The sequence below is a fragment of the Magnetospirillum fulvum genome (assembly GCF_900108475.1).
In the GTDB taxonomy this organism is placed as follows: Bacteria; Pseudomonadota; Alphaproteobacteria; order Rhodospirillales; family Magnetospirillaceae; genus Phaeospirillum; species Phaeospirillum fulvum_A.
The window spans coordinates 204,620-221,443 of record NZ_FNWO01000006.1 but is presented as its reverse complement, the minus strand read 5'-3'; the positions used below and the strand labels follow the sequence as shown (position 1 = coordinate 221,443).

The 16,824-nt window shown below is 61.6% G+C and carries 18 protein-coding genes; 14 read left to right on the top strand and 4 right to left on the bottom strand.

The annotated features are described in order from the left end of the window. Positions 1–356: 356 nt before the first annotated feature. From bchC to pufC, 9 genes are all read left to right on the top strand, one after another. On the top strand, positions 357–1,295 hold the full coding sequence (gene bchC / locus BLW40_RS09215) for a chlorophyll synthesis pathway protein BchC (RefSeq protein ID WP_074767809.1): 939 nt from the start codon (positions 357–359) through the stop codon (positions 1,293–1,295). Then, on the top strand, positions 1,292–2,293 hold the full coding sequence (locus tag BLW40_RS09210; RefSeq protein ID WP_074767807.1) for a chlorophyllide a reductase iron protein subunit X: 1,002 nt from the start codon (positions 1,292–1,294) through the stop codon (positions 2,291–2,293). Before bchC ends, BLW40_RS09210 begins: the two co-directional genes overlap by 4 nt. A gap of 14 nt (positions 2,294–2,307) precedes the next feature. Continuing rightward, a complete protein-coding gene (gene bchY / locus BLW40_RS09205; protein ID WP_074767805.1) occupies positions 2,308–3,741 on the top strand; it encodes a chlorophyllide a reductase subunit Y in 1,434 nt (477 codons plus the stop codon). Between the two features lie 2 nt (positions 3,742–3,743). Further along, positions 3,744–5,198 carry a chlorophyllide a reductase subunit Z gene (gene bchZ, locus BLW40_RS09200; protein WP_074767803.1) on the top strand — a complete coding sequence of 485 codons (1,455 nt, stop codon included), beginning with the start codon at positions 3,744–3,746 and terminating at the stop codon, positions 5,196–5,198. A 107-nt stretch (positions 5,199–5,305) separates the two neighbouring features. Next, on the top strand, positions 5,306–5,536 hold the full coding sequence (gene pufB, locus BLW40_RS09195; protein WP_040566219.1) for a light-harvesting antenna LH1, beta subunit: 231 nt from the start codon (positions 5,306–5,308) through the stop codon (positions 5,534–5,536). Between the two features lie 15 nt (positions 5,537–5,551). Further along, positions 5,552–5,737, top strand: coding sequence for a light-harvesting antenna LH1, alpha subunit (pufA, locus tag BLW40_RS09190; RefSeq protein WP_002727459.1), 186 nt, complete (start codon positions 5,552–5,554; stop codon positions 5,735–5,737). A 117-nt stretch (positions 5,738–5,854) separates the two neighbouring features. Then, complete coding sequence (pufL, locus tag BLW40_RS09185; RefSeq protein ID WP_074767801.1) at positions 5,855–6,679, top strand: photosynthetic reaction center subunit L; 825 nt, start codon at positions 5,855–5,857, stop codon at positions 6,677–6,679. Positions 6,680–6,694: 15 nt separating this feature from the next. Continuing rightward, on the top strand, positions 6,695–7,672 hold the full coding sequence (gene pufM, locus BLW40_RS09180) for a photosynthetic reaction center subunit M (RefSeq protein WP_074767799.1): 978 nt from the start codon (positions 6,695–6,697) through the stop codon (positions 7,670–7,672). Next, positions 7,669–8,703, top strand: coding sequence for a photosynthetic reaction center cytochrome PufC (gene pufC, locus BLW40_RS09175; protein ID WP_074767797.1), 1,035 nt, complete (start codon positions 7,669–7,671; stop codon positions 8,701–8,703). Before pufM ends, pufC begins: the two co-directional genes overlap by 4 nt. 271 nt (positions 8,704–8,974) lie before the next feature. Here pufC and BLW40_RS09170 read toward each other — a convergent pair whose 3' ends face one another. Continuing rightward, positions 8,975–9,250 (bottom strand): hypothetical protein, encoded by a 276-nt coding sequence (locus BLW40_RS09170; protein ID WP_074767795.1) that lies wholly within the window; start codon positions 9,248–9,250, stop codon positions 8,975–8,977. A 503-nt stretch (positions 9,251–9,753) separates the two neighbouring features. Between BLW40_RS09170 and grxD (BLW40_RS09165) the strand changes: the two genes are divergently transcribed. Beyond that, entirely contained in the window at positions 9,754–10,086 is a 333-nt protein-coding gene (grxD, locus tag BLW40_RS09165) for a Grx4 family monothiol glutaredoxin (RefSeq protein ID WP_074767793.1), read from the top strand. 416 nt (positions 10,087–10,502) lie between these two features. Next, a complete protein-coding gene (gene grxD, locus BLW40_RS09160; RefSeq protein ID WP_074767791.1) occupies positions 10,503–10,871 on the top strand; it encodes a Grx4 family monothiol glutaredoxin in 369 nt (122 codons plus the stop codon). Positions 10,872–10,934: 63 nt separating this feature from the next. Here grxD (BLW40_RS09160) and BLW40_RS09155 read toward each other — a convergent pair whose 3' ends face one another. Next, positions 10,935–12,377: a DUF294 nucleotidyltransferase-like domain-containing protein gene (locus tag BLW40_RS09155; protein ID WP_074767789.1), complete on the bottom strand. Its 1,443-nt coding sequence runs from the start codon at positions 12,375–12,377 to the stop codon at positions 10,935–10,937. Between the two features lie 454 nt (positions 12,378–12,831). Here BLW40_RS09155 and BLW40_RS09150 point away from each other — a divergent pair, with 454 nt between their 5' ends. Together BLW40_RS09150 and BLW40_RS09145 are read left to right on the top strand one after the other, a co-directional pair. Then, positions 12,832–13,182: a DUF485 domain-containing protein gene (locus BLW40_RS09150; RefSeq protein ID WP_170834553.1), complete on the top strand. Its 351-nt coding sequence runs from the start codon at positions 12,832–12,834 to the stop codon at positions 13,180–13,182. After that, positions 13,182–14,870, top strand: a complete 1,689-nt coding sequence (locus tag BLW40_RS09145) for a cation acetate symporter (RefSeq protein ID WP_074767785.1) — start codon at positions 13,182–13,184, stop codon at positions 14,868–14,870. Before BLW40_RS09150 ends, BLW40_RS09145 begins: the two co-directional genes overlap by 1 nt. Before the next feature lie 68 nt (positions 14,871–14,938). On the opposite strand, the gene BLW40_RS17950 is transcribed toward BLW40_RS09145, so the two are convergent. Both BLW40_RS17950 and BLW40_RS09135 read right to left on the bottom strand, forming a co-directional pair. Then, a complete protein-coding gene (locus BLW40_RS17950) occupies positions 14,939–15,295 on the bottom strand; it encodes a DUF4870 family protein (protein WP_074767783.1) in 357 nt (118 codons plus the stop codon). A gap of 232 nt (positions 15,296–15,527) precedes the next feature. Next, positions 15,528–16,322 (bottom strand): undecaprenyl-diphosphate phosphatase, encoded by a 795-nt coding sequence (locus BLW40_RS09135; protein WP_074767781.1) that lies wholly within the window; start codon positions 16,320–16,322, stop codon positions 15,528–15,530. Positions 16,323–16,498: 176 nt separating this feature from the next. Between BLW40_RS09135 and BLW40_RS09130 the strand changes: the two genes are divergently transcribed. Beyond that, on the top strand, positions 16,499–16,810 hold the full coding sequence (locus tag BLW40_RS09130) for an STAS domain-containing protein (RefSeq protein ID WP_074767779.1): 312 nt from the start codon (positions 16,499–16,501) through the stop codon (positions 16,808–16,810). Positions 16,811–16,824: the final 14 nt, after the last annotated feature.

The following is a 16,824-nucleotide window of genomic DNA, read 5'->3' as shown; positions in this document are numbered from 1 at the left end:
GAAGCGGGGGAGACGCTTCGGGTCGAACTCGGTCTGGTTTCTTTTGCGGGTGTTGGGTTGAGGCATATTCGTTTGTGACGGTATCTATTTGTCACAAATAAAGCCTTATTAGTTGCCCGAACATCATGTGTTTCGTTTTTAAGTTGCGGATATCTCAGCCGGAGCGGTTGTCGATGCACGCCTAGATTTAAGTTATAAATCAAGGCGCTGTCAGCGGCAGCACGGCGGGAACGACCGGGGTTCGGAGCCGATTTCGAGGCGGGTCCGGGCTGTAGAAAACGATTGACACGATGGTCGGGCAGAATAGACTGGCGCCGGGTCATATCGGCCCGTCTGGAATCCGCTGGGGGAAGTGGATGAACACGATTGCCGTAGTGCTCACGGAGCCTGAGCGCCTCGAGCTCTGTCGACTCGACTTGACGCCGCCCGGCGACGAGGACGTCGTGGTCGATATCGAGTGGAGCGGCATCAGCACCGGGACCGAGCGGCTGCTCTATACGGGCAAGATGCCGCCGTTCCCCGGCATGGGCTATCCCCTGGTTCCCGGTTATGAATCCGTCGGTCGCGTCGTTGAGGCCGGTTCGGCCTCCGGTCGTGCAATCGGCGACCGTGTCTTTGTTCCCGGTGCGCGCTGTTATGGCGACGTGCGCGGCCTGTTCGGCGGCGCGGCGGCGCGGGTGGTGGTGCCCGGCGCACGGGTTTACCTCGTTGACGAGGCGTTGGGCGAGCAGGCGGTCCTGCTGGCGCTGGCGGCGACCGCCTATCATGCCCTGGCGGCAGAGGGGGCGCGTCCCCCTGAACTGATCATCGGCCATGGCGTTCTCGGCCGCCTTGTCGCGCGGATCGCGGTGGCGTTGGGCGGATCGCCGGTGGTGTGGGAGCAAAATCCCGACCGGACCAGCGGGGGCGTCGGCTATAGCGTCATCGCGCCGTCGGCCGACACCCGTCAGGATTACCGCTCGATCTACGACGTCAGCGGCGACGCCAAACTGCTCGACACCCTGATCGGTCGCCTTGCCCCCGGGGGCGAGATCGTGCTGGCCGGGTTCTATCACGAGCCGATCAGCTTTGCCTTTCCCCCCGCCTTCATGCGCGAGGCGCGGCTGCGTATCGCGGCGGAATGGCGTGGTCCCGACATGCCGGCGGTGCTGGCTTTGATCCGCGAGGGCAAGCTCTCGCTTGACGGGCTCATCACACATCGCTTTGATGCAGCCCAGGCGGCCGACGCTTATCGTACCGCGTTCGGCGACGCCTCGTGCCTGAAGATGATTCTTGATTGGGGAGCCTGCTCATGACCGCGCCGCTCGATGGCGTTCCTCCTGCCGGAAAGGGAGGTTCGACTCCGCCGACGCCGGGAGCGCAGCCTGGCGGCGGGACCGGAGCGACTCCGAAGACGCAGATCATCGCGATCTACGGCAAGGGAGGCATTGGCAAGAGCTTCACGCTCGCCAACCTCTCCTACATGATGGCCCAGCGCGGCAAGAAAGTGCTGCTGATCGGCTGCGACCCAAAGAGCGACACCACCTCGTTGCTGTTTGGCGGCCGCGCCACCCCCACCATCATCGAGACCTCGGCCCGCAAGAAGCAGGCGGGCGAGGAAGTGAAGATCGGCGACGTCTGTTTCAAGCGCGACGGCGTCTTCGCGATGGAGCTGGGCGGGCCGGAAGTCGGTCGCGGCTGCGGTGGTCGCGGCATCATTCACGGCTTCGAGATTCTGGAGAAGCTGGGCTTCCACGATTGGGACTTCGATTACGTCCTGCTCGATTTCCTGGGCGACGTCGTCTGCGGCGGGTTCGGTTTGCCGATCTCGCGCGACATGTGCCAGAAGGTGATCGTCGTCGGCGCCAACGATCTGCAATCGCTTTACGTCGCCAACAACGTCTGTTCGGCGGTCGAATATTTCCGTCGCCTCGGCGGCAATGTCGGCGTCGCTGGCATTGTCATCAACAAGGATGACGGTACCGGCGAGGCGCAGGCCTTCGCCCAGCAGGTCGGCATTCCGATCCTGGCGACCATTCCCGCCAATGACGGCATCCGCCGTCTGTCCGCCGCCTATGAAATCGTGGCGCAGCCGGACGGCGAGTGGGGACCGCTGTTCGCGGCCTTGGCCGATCAGGTCGATTCCGCCCCGCCGATTCAACCCACGCCGCTGTCCCAGGAAGGCCTCCTCAATCTGTTCAAGGGCGACGCTGTCGGCCGCAACGTGGTTCTGGTGCCTGCCACCGCCGAGGATATGGGTGGCGCATTGGCGGCCCGCAAGCCGTCGCTCGAAGTCATTTACGAAACCCCCTAGGGAGCCGCTGTCTGATGTCGTCATCCACCCTTGCCACTCCTCCGGCCCAAGGCGTCGCGCCGAAAGCGGCTGGCTGCGCCAGCGGTGGGGTGTCGGACGCGGTGAAGGACCGGCTGGCCAGCGATTATCCCAAGGGGCCGCACGACCAGCCGCAGACGATGTGCCCGGCGTTCGGGGCGTTGCGGGTGGGCTTGCGGATGCGCCGCACCGCGTCGATCCTGGTCGGTTCGGGCTGTTGCGTCTACGGTCTGTCCTTCACCTCCCATTTCTACGGGGCGCGGCGGACCGTCGGTTATGTGCCGTTCGATTCCGAGACGCTGGTGCGCGGACAGGTGTTCGAGGACGTCCGTCAGGCGGTCTATCAGATGGCGCGGCCCGATCAGGTCGATACCGTCATCGTCATCAATCTCTGTGTGCCGACCGCGTCGGGTGTGCCGCTTGAATTGCTGCCGCGGGAAATCGACGGCGTCCGTATCATCACGATCGAGGTTCCCGGGTTCGGAGTGCCGACCCATGCCGAGGCGAAGGACGTCCTGGCCGGGGCGATGCTGCGCTATGCCCGGCTCGAAGCCGAATCCGGCCCGGTGGCGATGCCGCGCGGCGGTGTCGCTTCGATGCCGACGGTGTCGTTGATCGGCGAATTGTTTCCGGCCGATCCGGTCGTCATCGGCGGCCTGCTGGCGCCGATGGGGCTGGCGGTGGCCCCGCAACTGCCCTCGCGGGAATGGCGCGATCTGTACGCCTCGCTTGATTGTGTGGTGGCGGCGGCGATCCATCCGTTCTATGCCGCCACGGTGCGCGAATTCCAGACCGCCGGGCGTCCCGTCGTCGGTTCCGGTCCGGTCGGGCTCGAAGGTACGGCGGCATGGCTGGAAGGAATCGGCAAAGCGGTTGGAATCAGCGAAAAGCTGATTGATGCGGCCAAGGACCGGGCCTTGCCCGCGATCCGCGCCGCGCTCGACGCCCATCCGATCAAGGCGCGGGTGACGGTGTCGGGCTATGAAGGCTCGGAATTGCTGGTGGCTCGCCTGATGGTCGAAGCCGGGGCCGAAGTTCCCTATGTCGGTACCGCGACGCCGCGGACGGCCTGGAACGAAGCCGATCGCGAGTGGCTGGCGGCCAAAGGCGTTCACGTCCAGTTCCGCGCCTCGCTCGAACAAGATATTGCGGCGATGCGCGACGCGCGGCCCGACCTCGCGCTCGGGACCACGCCGCTGGTGCAACACGCGAAGGAGATGGCGATTCCGGCGCTGTACTTTACCAACATGGTGTCGGCGCGGCCGCTGTTCGGACCGGCCGGGGCCGGGTCGATCGCGGGGATTGTCGCCGCCCAGGCTCAGGGCAAGGCGCGGTTCGACCGGATGCTCGCGTTCTTTGGCAAGGTCGGAACCGGGACCGCGACCGGCTATGGCCCCAATGTTCCTCTGTCCGGCAAGGGGAGGGCGTAACGATGCTCGTCCTCGATCTCGACCGGGCCGGCGGTTATTGGGGGGCGGTCTACGCGTTCGCCGCCATTCGCGGATTGCGTCTGGTGATCGACGGGCCGGTCGGCTGCGAAAACCTGCCGGTGACGGCGGTGCTGCATTACACCGACGCCCTGCCGCCGCATGAACTTCCCATCGTCGTTACCGGTCTGTCGGAAGAGCAATTGACGATGAGCGGCACCGAGGACGCGCTGCGGCGCGCCAGTGCCACCCAGGATCAGTCGATGCCGGCGGTGGTGTTGACCGGATCGATCGCCGAGATGATCGGCGGCGGCGTCACTCCCGAAGGCTCGAATCTGCTGCGGTTCGTGCCGCGCACGATCGACGACGACCAGTGGCAGGCCGCCGACCGCGCGATCTACTGGCTGTGGACCCAGTTCGGGGCCAAGAAGGCCAAGCCGCGGGTGCGGGTGGAGGGGGAGAAGCCCCGGGTCAACATCATCGGACCGATGTACGGCACCTTCAACATGCCGTCCGATCTGGCGGAAATCCGCCGCCTGGTCGAAGGGATCGGCTGCGAGGTCAATCTGGTGTTCCCGCTGGGAACCCATGTCGATGACATCAAGCGGTTGGCCGATGCCGACGTCAACGTCGTGATGTACCGCGAGTTCGGCCGCAAATTGTGCGAAGAACTCGACCGTCCCTACCTTCAGGCGCCGATCGGGGTGTTCTCGACGACGGCGTTCCTGACCAAGCTGGGCGAGTTGACCGGTCTCGATCCCGAGCCGTTCATCGAGCAGGAAAAGAACACCACGCTGAAGCCGGTGTGGGATTTGTGGCGCAGTGTGACGCAGGACTTTTTCGCGACCGCCTCGTTCGGCATTGTTGCGACCGAGACCTATGCCAAAGGATTGCGCGGGTTTCTTGAAGGCGAACTGGGCATGCCCTGCGCTTTTGCCATCGCCCGCAAGGCGGGGGTGAAGCCGGATAACCAGACGGTGCGGGAGACGATGAAGGCTCACCCTCCTCTGGTCCTGTACGGTTCGTATAATGAGCGGATGTATGCGGCCGAGTTGGGGCTGCGCTCGATGTATATTCCCGCTTCTTTTCCGGGAGCCATCGTCAGGCGCTCGACCGGAACCCCTTTTATGGGGTATAGTGGCGCTACTTATGTGGTTCAGGAATTTTGTAACGCGCTGTTCGATGCGCTGTTCCATATCCTGCCGCTGGGGACGGAGCTGGATAAGGTCGAATCGACCCTGTCGCGCCTGACCCGAACGGATGCTTTGCCTTGGGAAGACGATGCGAGTCGTTTGCTCGAGGAGTATGTGGAAACGGAACCGTTTCTTCTGCGTATTTCCGCTACCAAGCGGCTCCGCGACAGCGTCGAGCACGAGGTACGGATCGCCGGAGGAGAAAAGGTCACTGCGGACGATGTGTCCGCCTCGCTTGCCGCGATCGGCAAGGGGCGGGCGGCGTAGTCCGCGACACGAAACACCTTTTGCCGCCGCGTTCGCGCGTCGGCAAGCCCCGCCGCCTGGGGAGAGGCGGTTATGGCCGGAAGGCCTGTCTTAGGGAGTTCAATTGAATGGCTAACTCATTAGAAAGAGGAGGCGGGACCTTGTCTGGTCTGTCTGAGTCAGAAGCGCAGGAGTTCCACGGCATCTTCGTGACGAGCTTCATCTCCTTCATCGTAGTCGCCATCGTCGCGCACTTCCTCGCTTGGAAGTGGCGTCCCTGGCTGCCGAGCGCCAAGGGCTACGCGTTGCTCGACAACGCTACCGCCACCGCGCAGTCGGTTCTCTCGACCCTGGTCTAATGGAGGCTACGTAAAATGTGGAAGATTTGGACGCTCTATGATCCGAGAAGGGCTCTCACTGCGTTGTTCGTGTTCCTGACCGTTCTCGGTCTGCTGATCCACTTCTTGTTGCTCAGCACCGATCGGTTCAACTGGCTTGACGGCGCTCGGGTTGCGCATGGATCCGTGGTCCAGCAGACCCTTCCGGTGCCGGCGAAGTAGCAGTGGCGTGGGCTAGGGAATGAACAGCATCGTTCACCCCTAGCCCAAAGCTGGCAATGTTCAGGCGAGGCGGCGAGGAACCGATCCTCGCTCCCTCTCTAAAGGGTGGACTTCAACATGGCGATGCTCAGTTTCGAGAAGAAATACCGCGTCCGAGGGGGGACGCTGGTGGGCGGCGATCTGTTCGATTTTTGGGTGGGGCCGTTTTACGTCGGGTTGTTCGGGGTGACTGCTGCTTTCTTCACCTTGCTCGGCGTCGCCCTCATCGTGTTAGGCGCGTCGCGCGGTCCTACGTGGAATTTGTGGCAGATCAGCATCGCCCCTCCTGATCTTAGCTACGGACTGGCTTTCGCGCCGCTGAATGAAGGCGGCCTTTGGCAGTTCATCACCATTTGCGCGATTGGCGCCTTTGTGTCTTGGGCACTGCGTCAGGTGGAAATCGCTCGGAAGCTCGGGATGGGCCTTCATGTCCCGTTCGCGTTCAGTTTCGCGATTCTGGCTTACGTTACTCTGGTCGTGTTCCGCCCGATTCTGATGGGCGCCTGGGGATTCGGCTTCCCCTACGGAATTATGAGCCACCTCGACTGGGTGTCGAACGTTGGCTACCAGTTCCTGCACTTCCACTACAATCCCGCGCATATGATTGCGATCAGCTTCTTCTTCACGAATGCGCTGGCGCTGGCAATGCACGGCGGCATCATCCTGTCCGCGACCAATCCGGGCAAGGGTGAGCAGATCAAGACGGCCGAACACGAAGACACCTTCTTCCGCGACGCGGTTGGCTACTCGATCGGCGCTCTGGGCATTCACCGCCTGGGCCTGTTCCTGGCCATTTCCGCTGCCTTCTGGAGCGCGGTGTGCATCGTGATCAGCGGGCCCTTCTGGGCGCGTGGGTGGCCCGAGTGGTGGGGCTGGTGGCTCAATCTGCCCGTCTGGCGCTAACGCAAGGTGACCGTAATGACCGAATATCAGAATATCTTCAACCGCGTGCAAATCCGCGGTGAGACTTATCCGGGCGTGCCCTTGCCGCCGGACACGGATGATCGTTTCGGGCAGCCCATCTTCAGCTACTGGGCCGGTAAGCTCGGCAACGCGCAGATCGGCCCGATCTACCTGGGTGGCCTTGGCTTGGCCTCGGCCATTTGCTTTGGTATTGCTGCGGCTGTCGTCGGCCTCAACTTCCTGGCCCAGGTCAACTGGGACTGGATTCAGTTCGTCCGCCAGTTCTTCTGGCTGGCGCTCGAGCCGCCGCTGCCGCAGTACGGCCTGACCTTCCCGCCGCTGGCCCAAGGCGGCTGGTGGTTGATCACTGGTTTCTTCCTGACCGCTTCGATCCTGCTTTGGTGGGCTCGGATGTATACCCGCGCTAAGGCCCTGGGCCTGGGCACCCACGTTTCGTGGGCGTTCGCCGCGGCGATCTTCTTCTATCTGTCGTTGGGCTTCTTCCGCCCGATTCTGATGGGTAGCTGGGGCGAAGGTGTCCCGTTTGGCATTTTCCCGCATCTCGACTGGACCGCGGCGATTTCGATTCGCTTCGGTAATCTCTACTACAATCCGTTCCACATGCTGTCGATCGCCTTCCTTTACGGGTCGGCGGTTCTGTTCGCCATGCATGCCGGCACTCTTCTGGCGGTCAGCCGTTACGGCGGCGAGCGCGAGATCGAGCAGATCGTCGACCGCGGCACCGCGGTTGAGCGTGCGATGCTGTTCTGGCGCTGGCAGATCGGTTTCAATGCGACGATCGAGTCTTTCCATCGCTGGGGTTACTGGTTCGCCGTTCTGACCGTGATTACTGCGGGCATTGGCATCCTTTTGACCGGCACCGTCGTTGACAACTGGTATCTGTGGGCCGTCAAGCACGGTGTTGCTCCGTCCTATCCGCCGGTATTCCCGCCAGTCACGGATCCGGCCCTGATCTCGGGAGTGCCGCAATGAGACTCGGATTTTCCGCTGTAGTGGGGCTTACCGCCATTGTCGGTGCGGTGTTCGTCGCTACCACCTTCACCACTCCGCCTCTTGACAGCGTTCAGCGCGGTTATCGCGGCACGGGCCAGATCCAGTCGTACCAGGATCGCGCCTACACCCGCCTCACCGCGGCCAATCAGGCTCCCGAGGTTATTCCTGCGGTCGATCCCGAAGGCCAGAAGGCTTCGGTCGGCTACACGAACCTCAAGGTTCTGGGCGATCTCGATAAGGCTGAGTTTGACCGCTTGATGATGGCGATCACCAATTGGGTGTCGCCGGATGCAGGCTGCAACTACTGCCACAACCCGGAAAACATGGCGTCGGACGAGCTGTACACCAAAGTGGTGGCCCGCCGGATGCTTGAGATGGTCAGCACCATCAACACCAAGTACAAGGCCCACGTCGCCAATACCGGCGTGACCTGCTACACCTGCCACCGTGGTCAGCCGGTCCCCGGCTACATCTGGTACACCGATCCGAACCTCAGCCATGCCTCCGGGTATGCGCAGGCTCCGACCGGTCAGAACAAGGCTGCGGCGGTTGTTGGCTACACCTCCCTTCCCTACGACGTGTTCACGCCGTTCCTGAAGGAAGCCAACGACCTGCGTATCATCTCGCAGACCGCTCTTCCGCAGCGGGATGCCGGTGCGCGCAAGTCGATCATGCAGGCTGAATGGACCTATGGCGCGATGGCGCACATCTCCGATGGTCTCGGGGTGAATTGCACCTACTGCCACAACACCCGGTCCTTCACCGAATGGAGCCAGAGCTCGCCGCAGCGTGCGGTGGCGTGGTACGCCATCCGTCACGTCCGTGAGCTGAACAACACCTATCTCGATCCGCTGGCTCCGATCCTGCCCGCGAATCGTCTGGGCGCTCTCGGCGACGCTCCGAAGATCAATTGCACCACCTGCCACCAGGGCGTGTTCAAGCCCCTGCTGGGTGTGTCTCAGCTGAAGGATTATCCCGAGCTGGCGACCACTCTGACGGCGAAGAAGTAAAAGACCCCAGGCCGGCAGATGAGCTTTCATCTGTCGGCGTGGGTGGGGCCAAGGCCCCAGTCCGGTTTGGCTCCGTCGAGACCTCGTTCTCGAGCCGAGACGGAGCAGACCGGGAGACAGAACATTATCGGCGCGGAAAGCGGGGTGACCCGAGTTCCGCGCCGAAGTGCTTTTTAGGGACGACACCTCGTGCATTTGGTTCCAGCCCTGACATAAGGGGGACCAGGCGGTAACTGCCTGAGCCGATGCGGAGGCGACGGGGTGCGACATGTTAGGTACGCCAACGCCGCAGCAAATCGGTCAAATGGGCGATTAAGGCGACAACGAGCCAAAAACCGATCCACAGTGGACCATCGCCAACAAGACCGGCGCGTAACGCCATCATCAGGCAGAGGCCGGACACCAAGGTCGCTGCGAAATCGGTAAGGCCAGGGCCTTGGCCGGTGCGCCCATGCCACCAGGCTAAGGCAAGACCTTCCACCACCATCAGGACAACGATCAGTTCGATCGCAAACCCACTGGTGATCTGGTGGGTTAGCCAGGTCATGAACGCACCTCCCCACCAACACGCCGAGATGCAGGCAGATGGGAGAGGCGAAGGGGGGTGGAGTGCGGACCGGAAATTGCCATAGTGGAGACTCCGTTCGAACTTAACTGATCCCCCCACCCACACAACATTTGGGAACGTGATCATTTATGTCAATGATCGGTGAGAAAAATGATGATTGGGATTGAAGGTGATGAATAGCCGTAAAATTATTGCGTATATAACCTTCAAATATTTTTCATAAATTGACTGCTGTCGCAGTGTTTCTGTTTGATAATAGATTCTAAAAACATGATCTAGGGTGGCGAGTTTATCGTCTGTGGCGTTGGCAATGGGCCATTTATTATAAGAGATAGTTAATCGACTCTTCCCAATCGGGGCGACGCACATCGGCGCACAGTCAGACCAGATGAGTCGTCGTCATCCCCAAAAGAGTTGTACCGGATGGCTATCGGGGTTAACTTTTAAAGGTTCCAGAAACAAAGCCCAGGACGTGCTCCACCATGAACAATCCTGTCTTCGACCGCATCCGCCAGGACATCACCGAGAACGACGTGGTGCTGTACATGAAAGGCACCCCGATGTTTCCCCAATGCGGCTTTTCCGCAGCGGTGGTTCAGGTTCTGACGGGCTTGGGGGTCACGTTCAAAGGCATCGACGTCCTGGTCGATCCCAGCCTGCGCGAGGCGATCAAGCAATTCACCAACTGGCCGACGATTCCTCAGCTTTATGTCAAAGGGGAGTTCGTCGGTGGCTGCGACATCGTTCGCGAAATGGCCGCCAGTGGCGAGTTGGCCCAGCATCTAACGGCTCAGGGCATCGCTTGTAAAAGCTAAGAGCCAAGCGCATCGACAGGGGCCTTGAGGCGGAAGGCGGGTTTCACGCTATCCCTTGCCTTCCGCCGCATCACACGCGGGGCATGCCTCATCAAGGCTAAATGAGATCGGCTTGGTGGCCCTCCCCCCGGAAGGCAGGCGGAGAACTCGCTCCAGCAGCGGCTCAGACCGTTTCCAGGCAACAAATCCAAAAATTGAGAGCGGGACAGCGTTTCCGGATTCTGTTCGTTTAAGGCCGCAGCCCTTCCGGGGCTGGCGTGGCTCAAGCGCCGCTCGAGCTTATCGCGCATGTCACTCTGACTTCGTTTGAGTGGAATGCGCTCAAGGCGAAATGTCCCTTGCCAGAAGGGGGTTGTACCGGGCCGCGTTCCAGGGGTACCTATGATCGGTTTTCAAAGAGAGATCCGAGGCGCGCCATGGGTGAAGATCTGGTCTTGCAGAAGATCCAAAAGGAGATCGCCGAGAATGACGTGGTCCTGTATATGAGGGGGACTCCGTCCGCGCCGTGCTGCGGCTATTCCGCGAGCGTGGTAAGGGCGTTAAAGGAACTGGGTGTATCCTTCCTGGGCGTCGATGTGTTGTCCGACCCGAGCGTCCTGGCCGGGATCAGGCGATATAGCAACTGGCCGGACATTCCCCAGTTGTATGTCAAAGGATCGTACCTTGGTAGCAGCGATATCGTGAAGGAGCTGGAAGAGAGCGGAGAACTGGAAGAGTGCCTGACCTCGCAAGGCATCGCCTGTAACCACGAAGGGACGGGAAAGGCATGCCCCGCTCAGGCTTAAGGCGGAAGGCGGCCGATCAGCGACGGCTGAACTCATCGCTCCCACAATCACGACGCAGACGGCCTAACCGCCAACACCACAAACGAATTTGAGGGTCTGGAGCCGCTTCAAGGCCCAGCGCAGCCGGGTGCGGGTGCGCTTGTCGAAACATTTGGGCTCGATCCGGGGCGAAGGGGCGATCCCGATCCCGATGTCGGTCAGTTGCTGTTCGAGCAATGTCCGCAGCAGGATTTCGCGCACCTCAATGAAGTCGCGCAGATCGTCGGGATGGAGGATTCCCGCCTCGTGGAGGGCGATGAATCGTTCGTCGGTCCCGGTCTGGGGCAGATGGGCACGGATGGCCCGCAGGCGGGCGGCGCTGACCAGCGGGAGCAGGCCGAACTTCTTCAGATTGAGGCGGCCATTGACGGTGACCAGGGTTCCGAACAGGCCGATCGACCCGTCCATCCCGGCGACGTTCTGGGCGAGATAGCGCATGAAGAAGGCGGAGCGCGACGCGGTTTCAATCGCCATCGTCCGCAAATCCTCGGCCAAGGCCCGGTCGCCCCACACCGGTTGAAAATCGAAGAAGATGTCGCAATACATCACGGTCTGGTTTTCGACCGAATAGACCCAGCGACCGATTTCGTCGCGCCATTCATCAAGGCTTTTGCGCCAGCCGGGTTCACCCGCCATCACCTTGCCGTTACAGAGCGGAATCCCGGCGGCGGCGAGGGTGGCGTTGAGCCGACGACCAAGTTCGGCGAACCAGGAATCGTCGGCGGGACGGCCGTCATGGACCAGGGCGTTGTCCTGATCGAAGGCAAGCAGACTTTCACCGCGTCCGGCCGAGCCCAGCACCAACACGGCATAGCGGGCGGGGGCGGGGCCCCAGCCGTCATCTTGCATCAAGAGTTCGGCCAGTTCGGCGGCGCGAGCGGTGAGGTCGCGCAACACCAGGGCAATGACGGCGGCGATGTTGTGGGCGGGGACACCTTCGGCCAGCAGCCCCGATGCGAGCCGGGGCAGATTGGCGACGATGGCGCCCATTTCGTCAGCATCGCGGGCGGATTCGACCGAATCGCCCAGCACCAGCGCTTCGGTCGCACGCACCTTCAGCAAAGCACTCCCGGTGATCATGCCAAGTGGGCGGGAGTCGGGATCGACCACCACCAGATGGCGCAGGCCGGTCCGGGCCATCCGGGCGAGGGCGACGTAGACAAAGGCATCAACCGGGACCGAGGCGACCGAACGGGTCATCGTTTCGGCCAGCGTCGATTCGAGTCCAGAGGGGCCGACGGTGGAGAGAAGTCGCAACAGATCGCGTTCGGTGAAGATACCGGCGGTGCGGCCGGATTCGTCGATGACGACGATCGAGGACACCTTCGCCGCGTACATCTGCTGTACCGCCAAGGCGAGGGTGAGGTCGGTTGGGGCGGTCAAGACCGGGGCGCTCATCACCTCGCGGATGCGATGGCGATACGGGAAGCTGTCGATCCGTGCGAGAGGGGCAAGATCCTCCACCATGTGATCACGATAGTGGCCGTTCGGGAATTTTCAACGGATTTCTTTGTTCCCAAGATCGGTCGGTTTCGTATACAGGATCACGCATAGAATATGCGTGAATAGTAACCGATGTGTACTCGCATTCCGTGATCCGGGGACGGGGGGTGCTACGGCGAAGGCTAAAACTCGATTTGCCGGATCAAGCAAAAACTAACGGCTATTTTCGTGAGTACTTATTCACACCGCTGACCAGATTCCGGCGAATACCTGACCGACCCAAGTATGATCGAACTTATTAATGCAATGCCTTCGCATGGTGTTGACGCGACCATTGTCGAGTGTTAATGAGGAATAGCACCTCAGACAAGCCCTGAGCGCATAGCGGCCATGCATATCCGTGGCTCGTGCGCGACAGGGTGAGGACCAAAAAACGGCGCCAAGACCGGAAATGCAAACAATGATCGCAGCCACCATGATGGCGCGACGAATAGTGGAGGGTAAATTGAGCAACACAGCACAAAATTTAGCCAGTGCTGAGAAGATCCGGAACAATCCGAAGTTCCGTGAGCTGGTCAGCAAGAGGACGCGGTTCGCCTGGACCTTGTCTGCAATCGTTCTTGTCATGTATTTCGGGTTTATCGCTCTCATCGCCTTCAACAAGGCGCTGCTCGCGACTCCTCTCGGCGTCGGCATCAACACCACCGTCGGCTTCCCGCTTGGCGTCGGCGTGATTCTGACCGCCGTCATCCTGACCGGAATCTACGTCTATCGCGCCAATGGCGAGTTCGACGAGCTTAACCGCCAGATCATCGAGGAATCGCGCTGATGAGGACGACCATGACCGCTCTCGCGGGCGCGCTTGCCGCTTTCGGCACGCTGCTCGCCACCGGAACCGCGGCGCTGGCCGCTGGAGCCGATCTCGGCCAGGCCGCGCAACAGGCGACCAACTGGCACGCCATCGTGATGTTCGTGATCTTTGTCGCCGGAACGCTGGGGATCACCTATTGGGCGGCGAAGCGGACCAAGACCGCTGCCGATTTCTATGCCGCCGGCGGTGGCATCACCGGGTTCCAGAACGGCTTGGCGATCGCTGGCGATTACATGTCGGCGGCCTCGTTCCTGGGAATTTCCGCCCTGGTCTATGGGTCCGGTTATGACGGCCTGATCTTCTCGGTCGGCTGGCTGGTCGGCTGGCCGATCATCCTGTTCCTGATCGCCGAGCGTCTGCGCAATCTGGGCAAGTACACCTTCGCCGACGTCGCCACCTATCGGCTGAGCCGGACCCCGGTCCGCTCGTTCGCCGCGACCGGTGCGCTGGTGGTGGTGATCTTCTACCTGATTGGCCAGATGGTCGGCGCGGGTCAGTTGATCAAGCTGCTGTTCGGGATGGAATACATCTATGCCGTTATCATCGTCGGCGCGCTGATGATGATCTACGTCACCTTCGGCGGCATGGTCGCGACCACCTGGGTCCAGATCATCAAGGCCGCTCTGCTGCTGTCGGGTGCCACCGTCATCGCCTTCGGCGTGATGTTCCAGTTCAACTTCTCGTTCGAGCAATTGTTCGCCCGCGCCATCGAGGTGCATCCCAAGCATCAGGCGATCATGTCGCCCGGTACGTTGGTCAGCAATCCGATTGACGCGGTTTCGCTCGGCATGGCCCAGATGTTCGGCACCGCCGGTTTGCCGCATATCCTGATGCGCTTCTTCACCGTTCCCGATGCGCGCGAGGCCCGCAAGTCGGTGTTCTACGCCACCGGGTTCATCGGCTACTTCTACATCCTGACCTTCATCATCGGCTTTGGCGCCATCTGCCTGGTCGCGACCAATCCGGCCTATCTTGACATCGTCAAGGGCGGTCTGAACCTGCGCGGCGGCAACAACATGGCGGCGATCCATCTGTCCCACGCCATCGGCGGCGATCTGTTCCTCGGCTTCATCTCGGCGGTGGCCTTCGCCACCATCCTCGCGGTGGTGTCGGGGCTGACCCTGGCCGGAGCCTCGGCGATCTCGCACGATCTCTATGCCAGCGTGTTCATGCACGGCAAGACCACCGAGGGCAAGGAAGTCACCGTGTCGCGGTATGCCAGCCTTGGCCTTGGCGTGATCGCGGTGCTGCTCGGCATCGTCTTCGAGAAGCAGAACGTGGCGTTCATCGTCGCGCTGACCTTCTCGGTGGCGGCGTCGGCTAACTTCCCGGTTCTGGTGCTGTCGATGTTCTGGAGCGGCCTGACCACGCGTGGCGCGGTCATCGGTGGGGCGATCGGTCTCGTCTCCTCGGTCGTTCTGGTCGTGCTCAGCAAGACGGTGTGGGTGCAGAGCTTCGGCTATGCCGAGCCGATCTTCCCGTTCGCCTATCCGGCCATCTTCTCGATGCCGGCGGCGTTCTTCTTCACCTGGCTGTTCTCGGTTCTCGACAACAGCCCGCGTGCCGCCAAGGAGCGCGCCGCGTTCGAGGCTCAGTCGATCCGGTCCGAGACCGGGTTGGGAGCCGAAGGCGCTGCCGCTCACTAAGAGACCGGCAACGGGATCGAGCGAAGGGGGCCGCCGGGAAACCGGCGGCCCTTATCGTTTCGGCATTATCAACCGAACATCCACGAGGCTTCGTCGGGAAGCGGCTGTTTCAGGTTGCTGAACTTGATTCCCTTGACGGCGCGGATGATCAGCCACACCGCCCAGAACAGAACGATGACATAGCCGATCATGATTGTCGCCAGAGCCAGACCGATCGCCAGCCACAAAGCCCCGATCCAGAAGGTGCGGATCTGAAAGCGGTAATGGCTTTGGGTCCAGTCGTCGCTGGTCCGGTCCCGGTTGACATAGGCGACGACGACGCCGATCAGACCGGTCACCGGCAGCAGAAGACCGACGAGATAGAGAAGATAAACGATGTTGATCGTCGTTAGGAAATTGGGGCTTTTCTCGACCTCTGTGTTCATCTGTCCACTCCATGAGTCCGGCATTCGCCTGCCGGGTGACGTCACGTCGTGTCGGGTCATGCCTTGCTAGGACCGTGATGAAGATAGTGTCAGAGCGATCGGGGCATGAGATCGGCCCGAGGTGAATCGGGTAAATCATACATCCGATTGTGTATTGGTCTATCGGAAGGTGCGATCACGGCGGGCGGCGGGGCGGCGAACGCTCCCGCTGCCCGACCGGATCGCTGGCGCGTTACCGCGTCAGCAGCAACGCCAGCATCGTTCCGCCAAAGGCGATGCGATACCAGGCGAAGGGGGCGAAGCCGTGACGGCTGACGAAGACAACCAGGCTTTTGACCACCAGCAGGGCGGCCAGGAAGGCGGCGATGAAGCCAGCGGCGATCAAGGTGCCATTGTCGAACGACAGATCCGCCCAGTTCTTGTAGATCGAATAGACCGACGCCCCGATCATGGTCGGGATGGCGAGGAAGAACGAGAATTCGGTCGCGGCGCGGCGATCGACCCCCAACAGCAGCGACCCCATGATCGTCGCTCCGGCCCGCGACACCCCGGGCACCATCGCCAGCACCTGACACATCCCGATCGCCAGGGCGCGGCGGGGTGAGATGTCCTCGATGGTATGGACGCGGGGGGTGTGGACCATTTTCTCGATTGCCAGGATGACGACGCCACCGACGATCAGGGCGATGGCGGCAACGATCGGGGTGTCGAGCAACTGGCGGATATATTTGTACAGGAACATTCCGGCGACGCAGGCGGGCAGGAACGCAATCAGGATGTTGCGGACGAAAGCGCGCGAGGCGGGCTGGTGGAGGCTGGAGGCGACCGACCACAGCTTGCCCCAATAGACGACGCAAATCGCCAGAATCGAGCCCAACTGGATCACGATCTCGAATGTTTTGCCGGGCGGTCCCTCGAAGCCGAGCATGTCTCCAATAAGGAGAAGGTGGGCCGTGCTGGAAATCGGCAGGAATTCGGTCAGACCCTCGACCAGACCAAGGATCAAAGCGTCGAGATAAGCGGACATCGTCTCTCCGTGACGAGCGGTGGCGAGTGGGAGCGGATAATGCGCGGTACGGGCGTGGAGCGCAATCCCGGCCCTGTTGTGACACAAAACCGCAACTGGAGTCTTGGCGTTACGGTCTGATATTGGGTCGCGTGGACGGAGAGGGGGCGGATCAATAACCCTCGGGTGACAATGCCATGGATTTCGACATCGAGATGACAGCCACGGGGCTGCGCGTGATCCTGCGCGGACGGCTGACCTTTACCCAAAACGATTCCTTTCGCCGGATGCTGGCGGCTGTGCTGGCGGCGCATCGATCCGGCGGAGGGGTGGTGTTGGACCTGGGCGGAGTCGATTTCATCGATTCGGCCGGGCTGGGCCTGCTGCTGCACACCCGGGATTGGGTCCGCCGCCGATCCGGAACCGTGGCTCTCGTCGGAGCGGTTGGTCAGGTCGATCGGATGCTGACCCTGGCCCGATTCGCCGAATTGTTCGATTCCGCGGCCTGATAAAAGGAATTCTG

What these genes read in the sequence shown, in the direction of transcription:
- BLW40_RS09155 (WP_074767789.1), bottom strand. Translation starts at nt 12,377, where the DNA reads ATGGTGGAGGATCTTGCCCCTCTCGCACGGATCGACAGCTTCCCGTAT.
- grxD (WP_074767793.1), top strand. Translation starts at nt 9,754, where the DNA reads ATGAACAATCCTGTCTTCGACCGCATCCGCCAGGACATCACCGAGAAC.
- pufB (WP_040566219.1), top strand. Translation starts at nt 5,306, where the DNA reads ATGGCTAACTCATTAGAAAGAGGAGGCGGGACCTTGTCTGGTCTGTCT.
- BLW40_RS17950 (WP_074767783.1), bottom strand. Translation starts at nt 15,295, where the DNA reads ATGAACACAGAGGTCGAGAAAAGCCCCAATTTCCTAACGACGATCAAC.
- BLW40_RS09170 (WP_074767795.1), bottom strand. Translation starts at nt 9,250, where the DNA reads ATGACCTGGCTAACCCACCAGATCACCAGTGGGTTTGCGATCGAACTG.
- BLW40_RS09135 (WP_074767781.1), bottom strand. Translation starts at nt 16,322, where the DNA reads ATGTCCGCTTATCTCGACGCTTTGATCCTTGGTCTGGTCGAGGGTCTG.
- BLW40_RS09130 (WP_074767779.1), top strand. Translation starts at nt 16,499, where the DNA reads ATGGATTTCGACATCGAGATGACAGCCACGGGGCTGCGCGTGATCCTG.
- pufC (WP_074767797.1), top strand. Translation starts at nt 7,669, where the DNA reads ATGAGACTCGGATTTTCCGCTGTAGTGGGGCTTACCGCCATTGTCGGT.
- BLW40_RS09145 (WP_074767785.1), top strand. Translation starts at nt 13,182, where the DNA reads ATGAGGACGACCATGACCGCTCTCGCGGGCGCGCTTGCCGCTTTCGGC.
- bchY (WP_074767805.1), top strand. Translation starts at nt 2,308, where the DNA reads ATGTCGTCATCCACCCTTGCCACTCCTCCGGCCCAAGGCGTCGCGCCG.
- BLW40_RS09210 (WP_074767807.1), top strand. Translation starts at nt 1,292, where the DNA reads ATGACCGCGCCGCTCGATGGCGTTCCTCCTGCCGGAAAGGGAGGTTCG.
- bchC (WP_074767809.1), top strand. Translation starts at nt 357, where the DNA reads ATGAACACGATTGCCGTAGTGCTCACGGAGCCTGAGCGCCTCGAGCTC.
- pufL (WP_074767801.1), top strand. Translation starts at nt 5,855, where the DNA reads ATGGCGATGCTCAGTTTCGAGAAGAAATACCGCGTCCGAGGGGGGACG.
- pufM (WP_074767799.1), top strand. Translation starts at nt 6,695, where the DNA reads ATGACCGAATATCAGAATATCTTCAACCGCGTGCAAATCCGCGGTGAG.
- BLW40_RS09150 (WP_170834553.1), top strand. Translation starts at nt 12,832, where the DNA reads ATGGCGCGACGAATAGTGGAGGGTAAATTGAGCAACACAGCACAAAAT.
- bchZ (WP_074767803.1), top strand. Translation starts at nt 3,744, where the DNA reads ATGCTCGTCCTCGATCTCGACCGGGCCGGCGGTTATTGGGGGGCGGTC.
- pufA (WP_002727459.1), top strand. Translation starts at nt 5,552, where the DNA reads ATGTGGAAGATTTGGACGCTCTATGATCCGAGAAGGGCTCTCACTGCG.
- grxD (WP_074767791.1), top strand. Translation starts at nt 10,503, where the DNA reads ATGGGTGAAGATCTGGTCTTGCAGAAGATCCAAAAGGAGATCGCCGAG.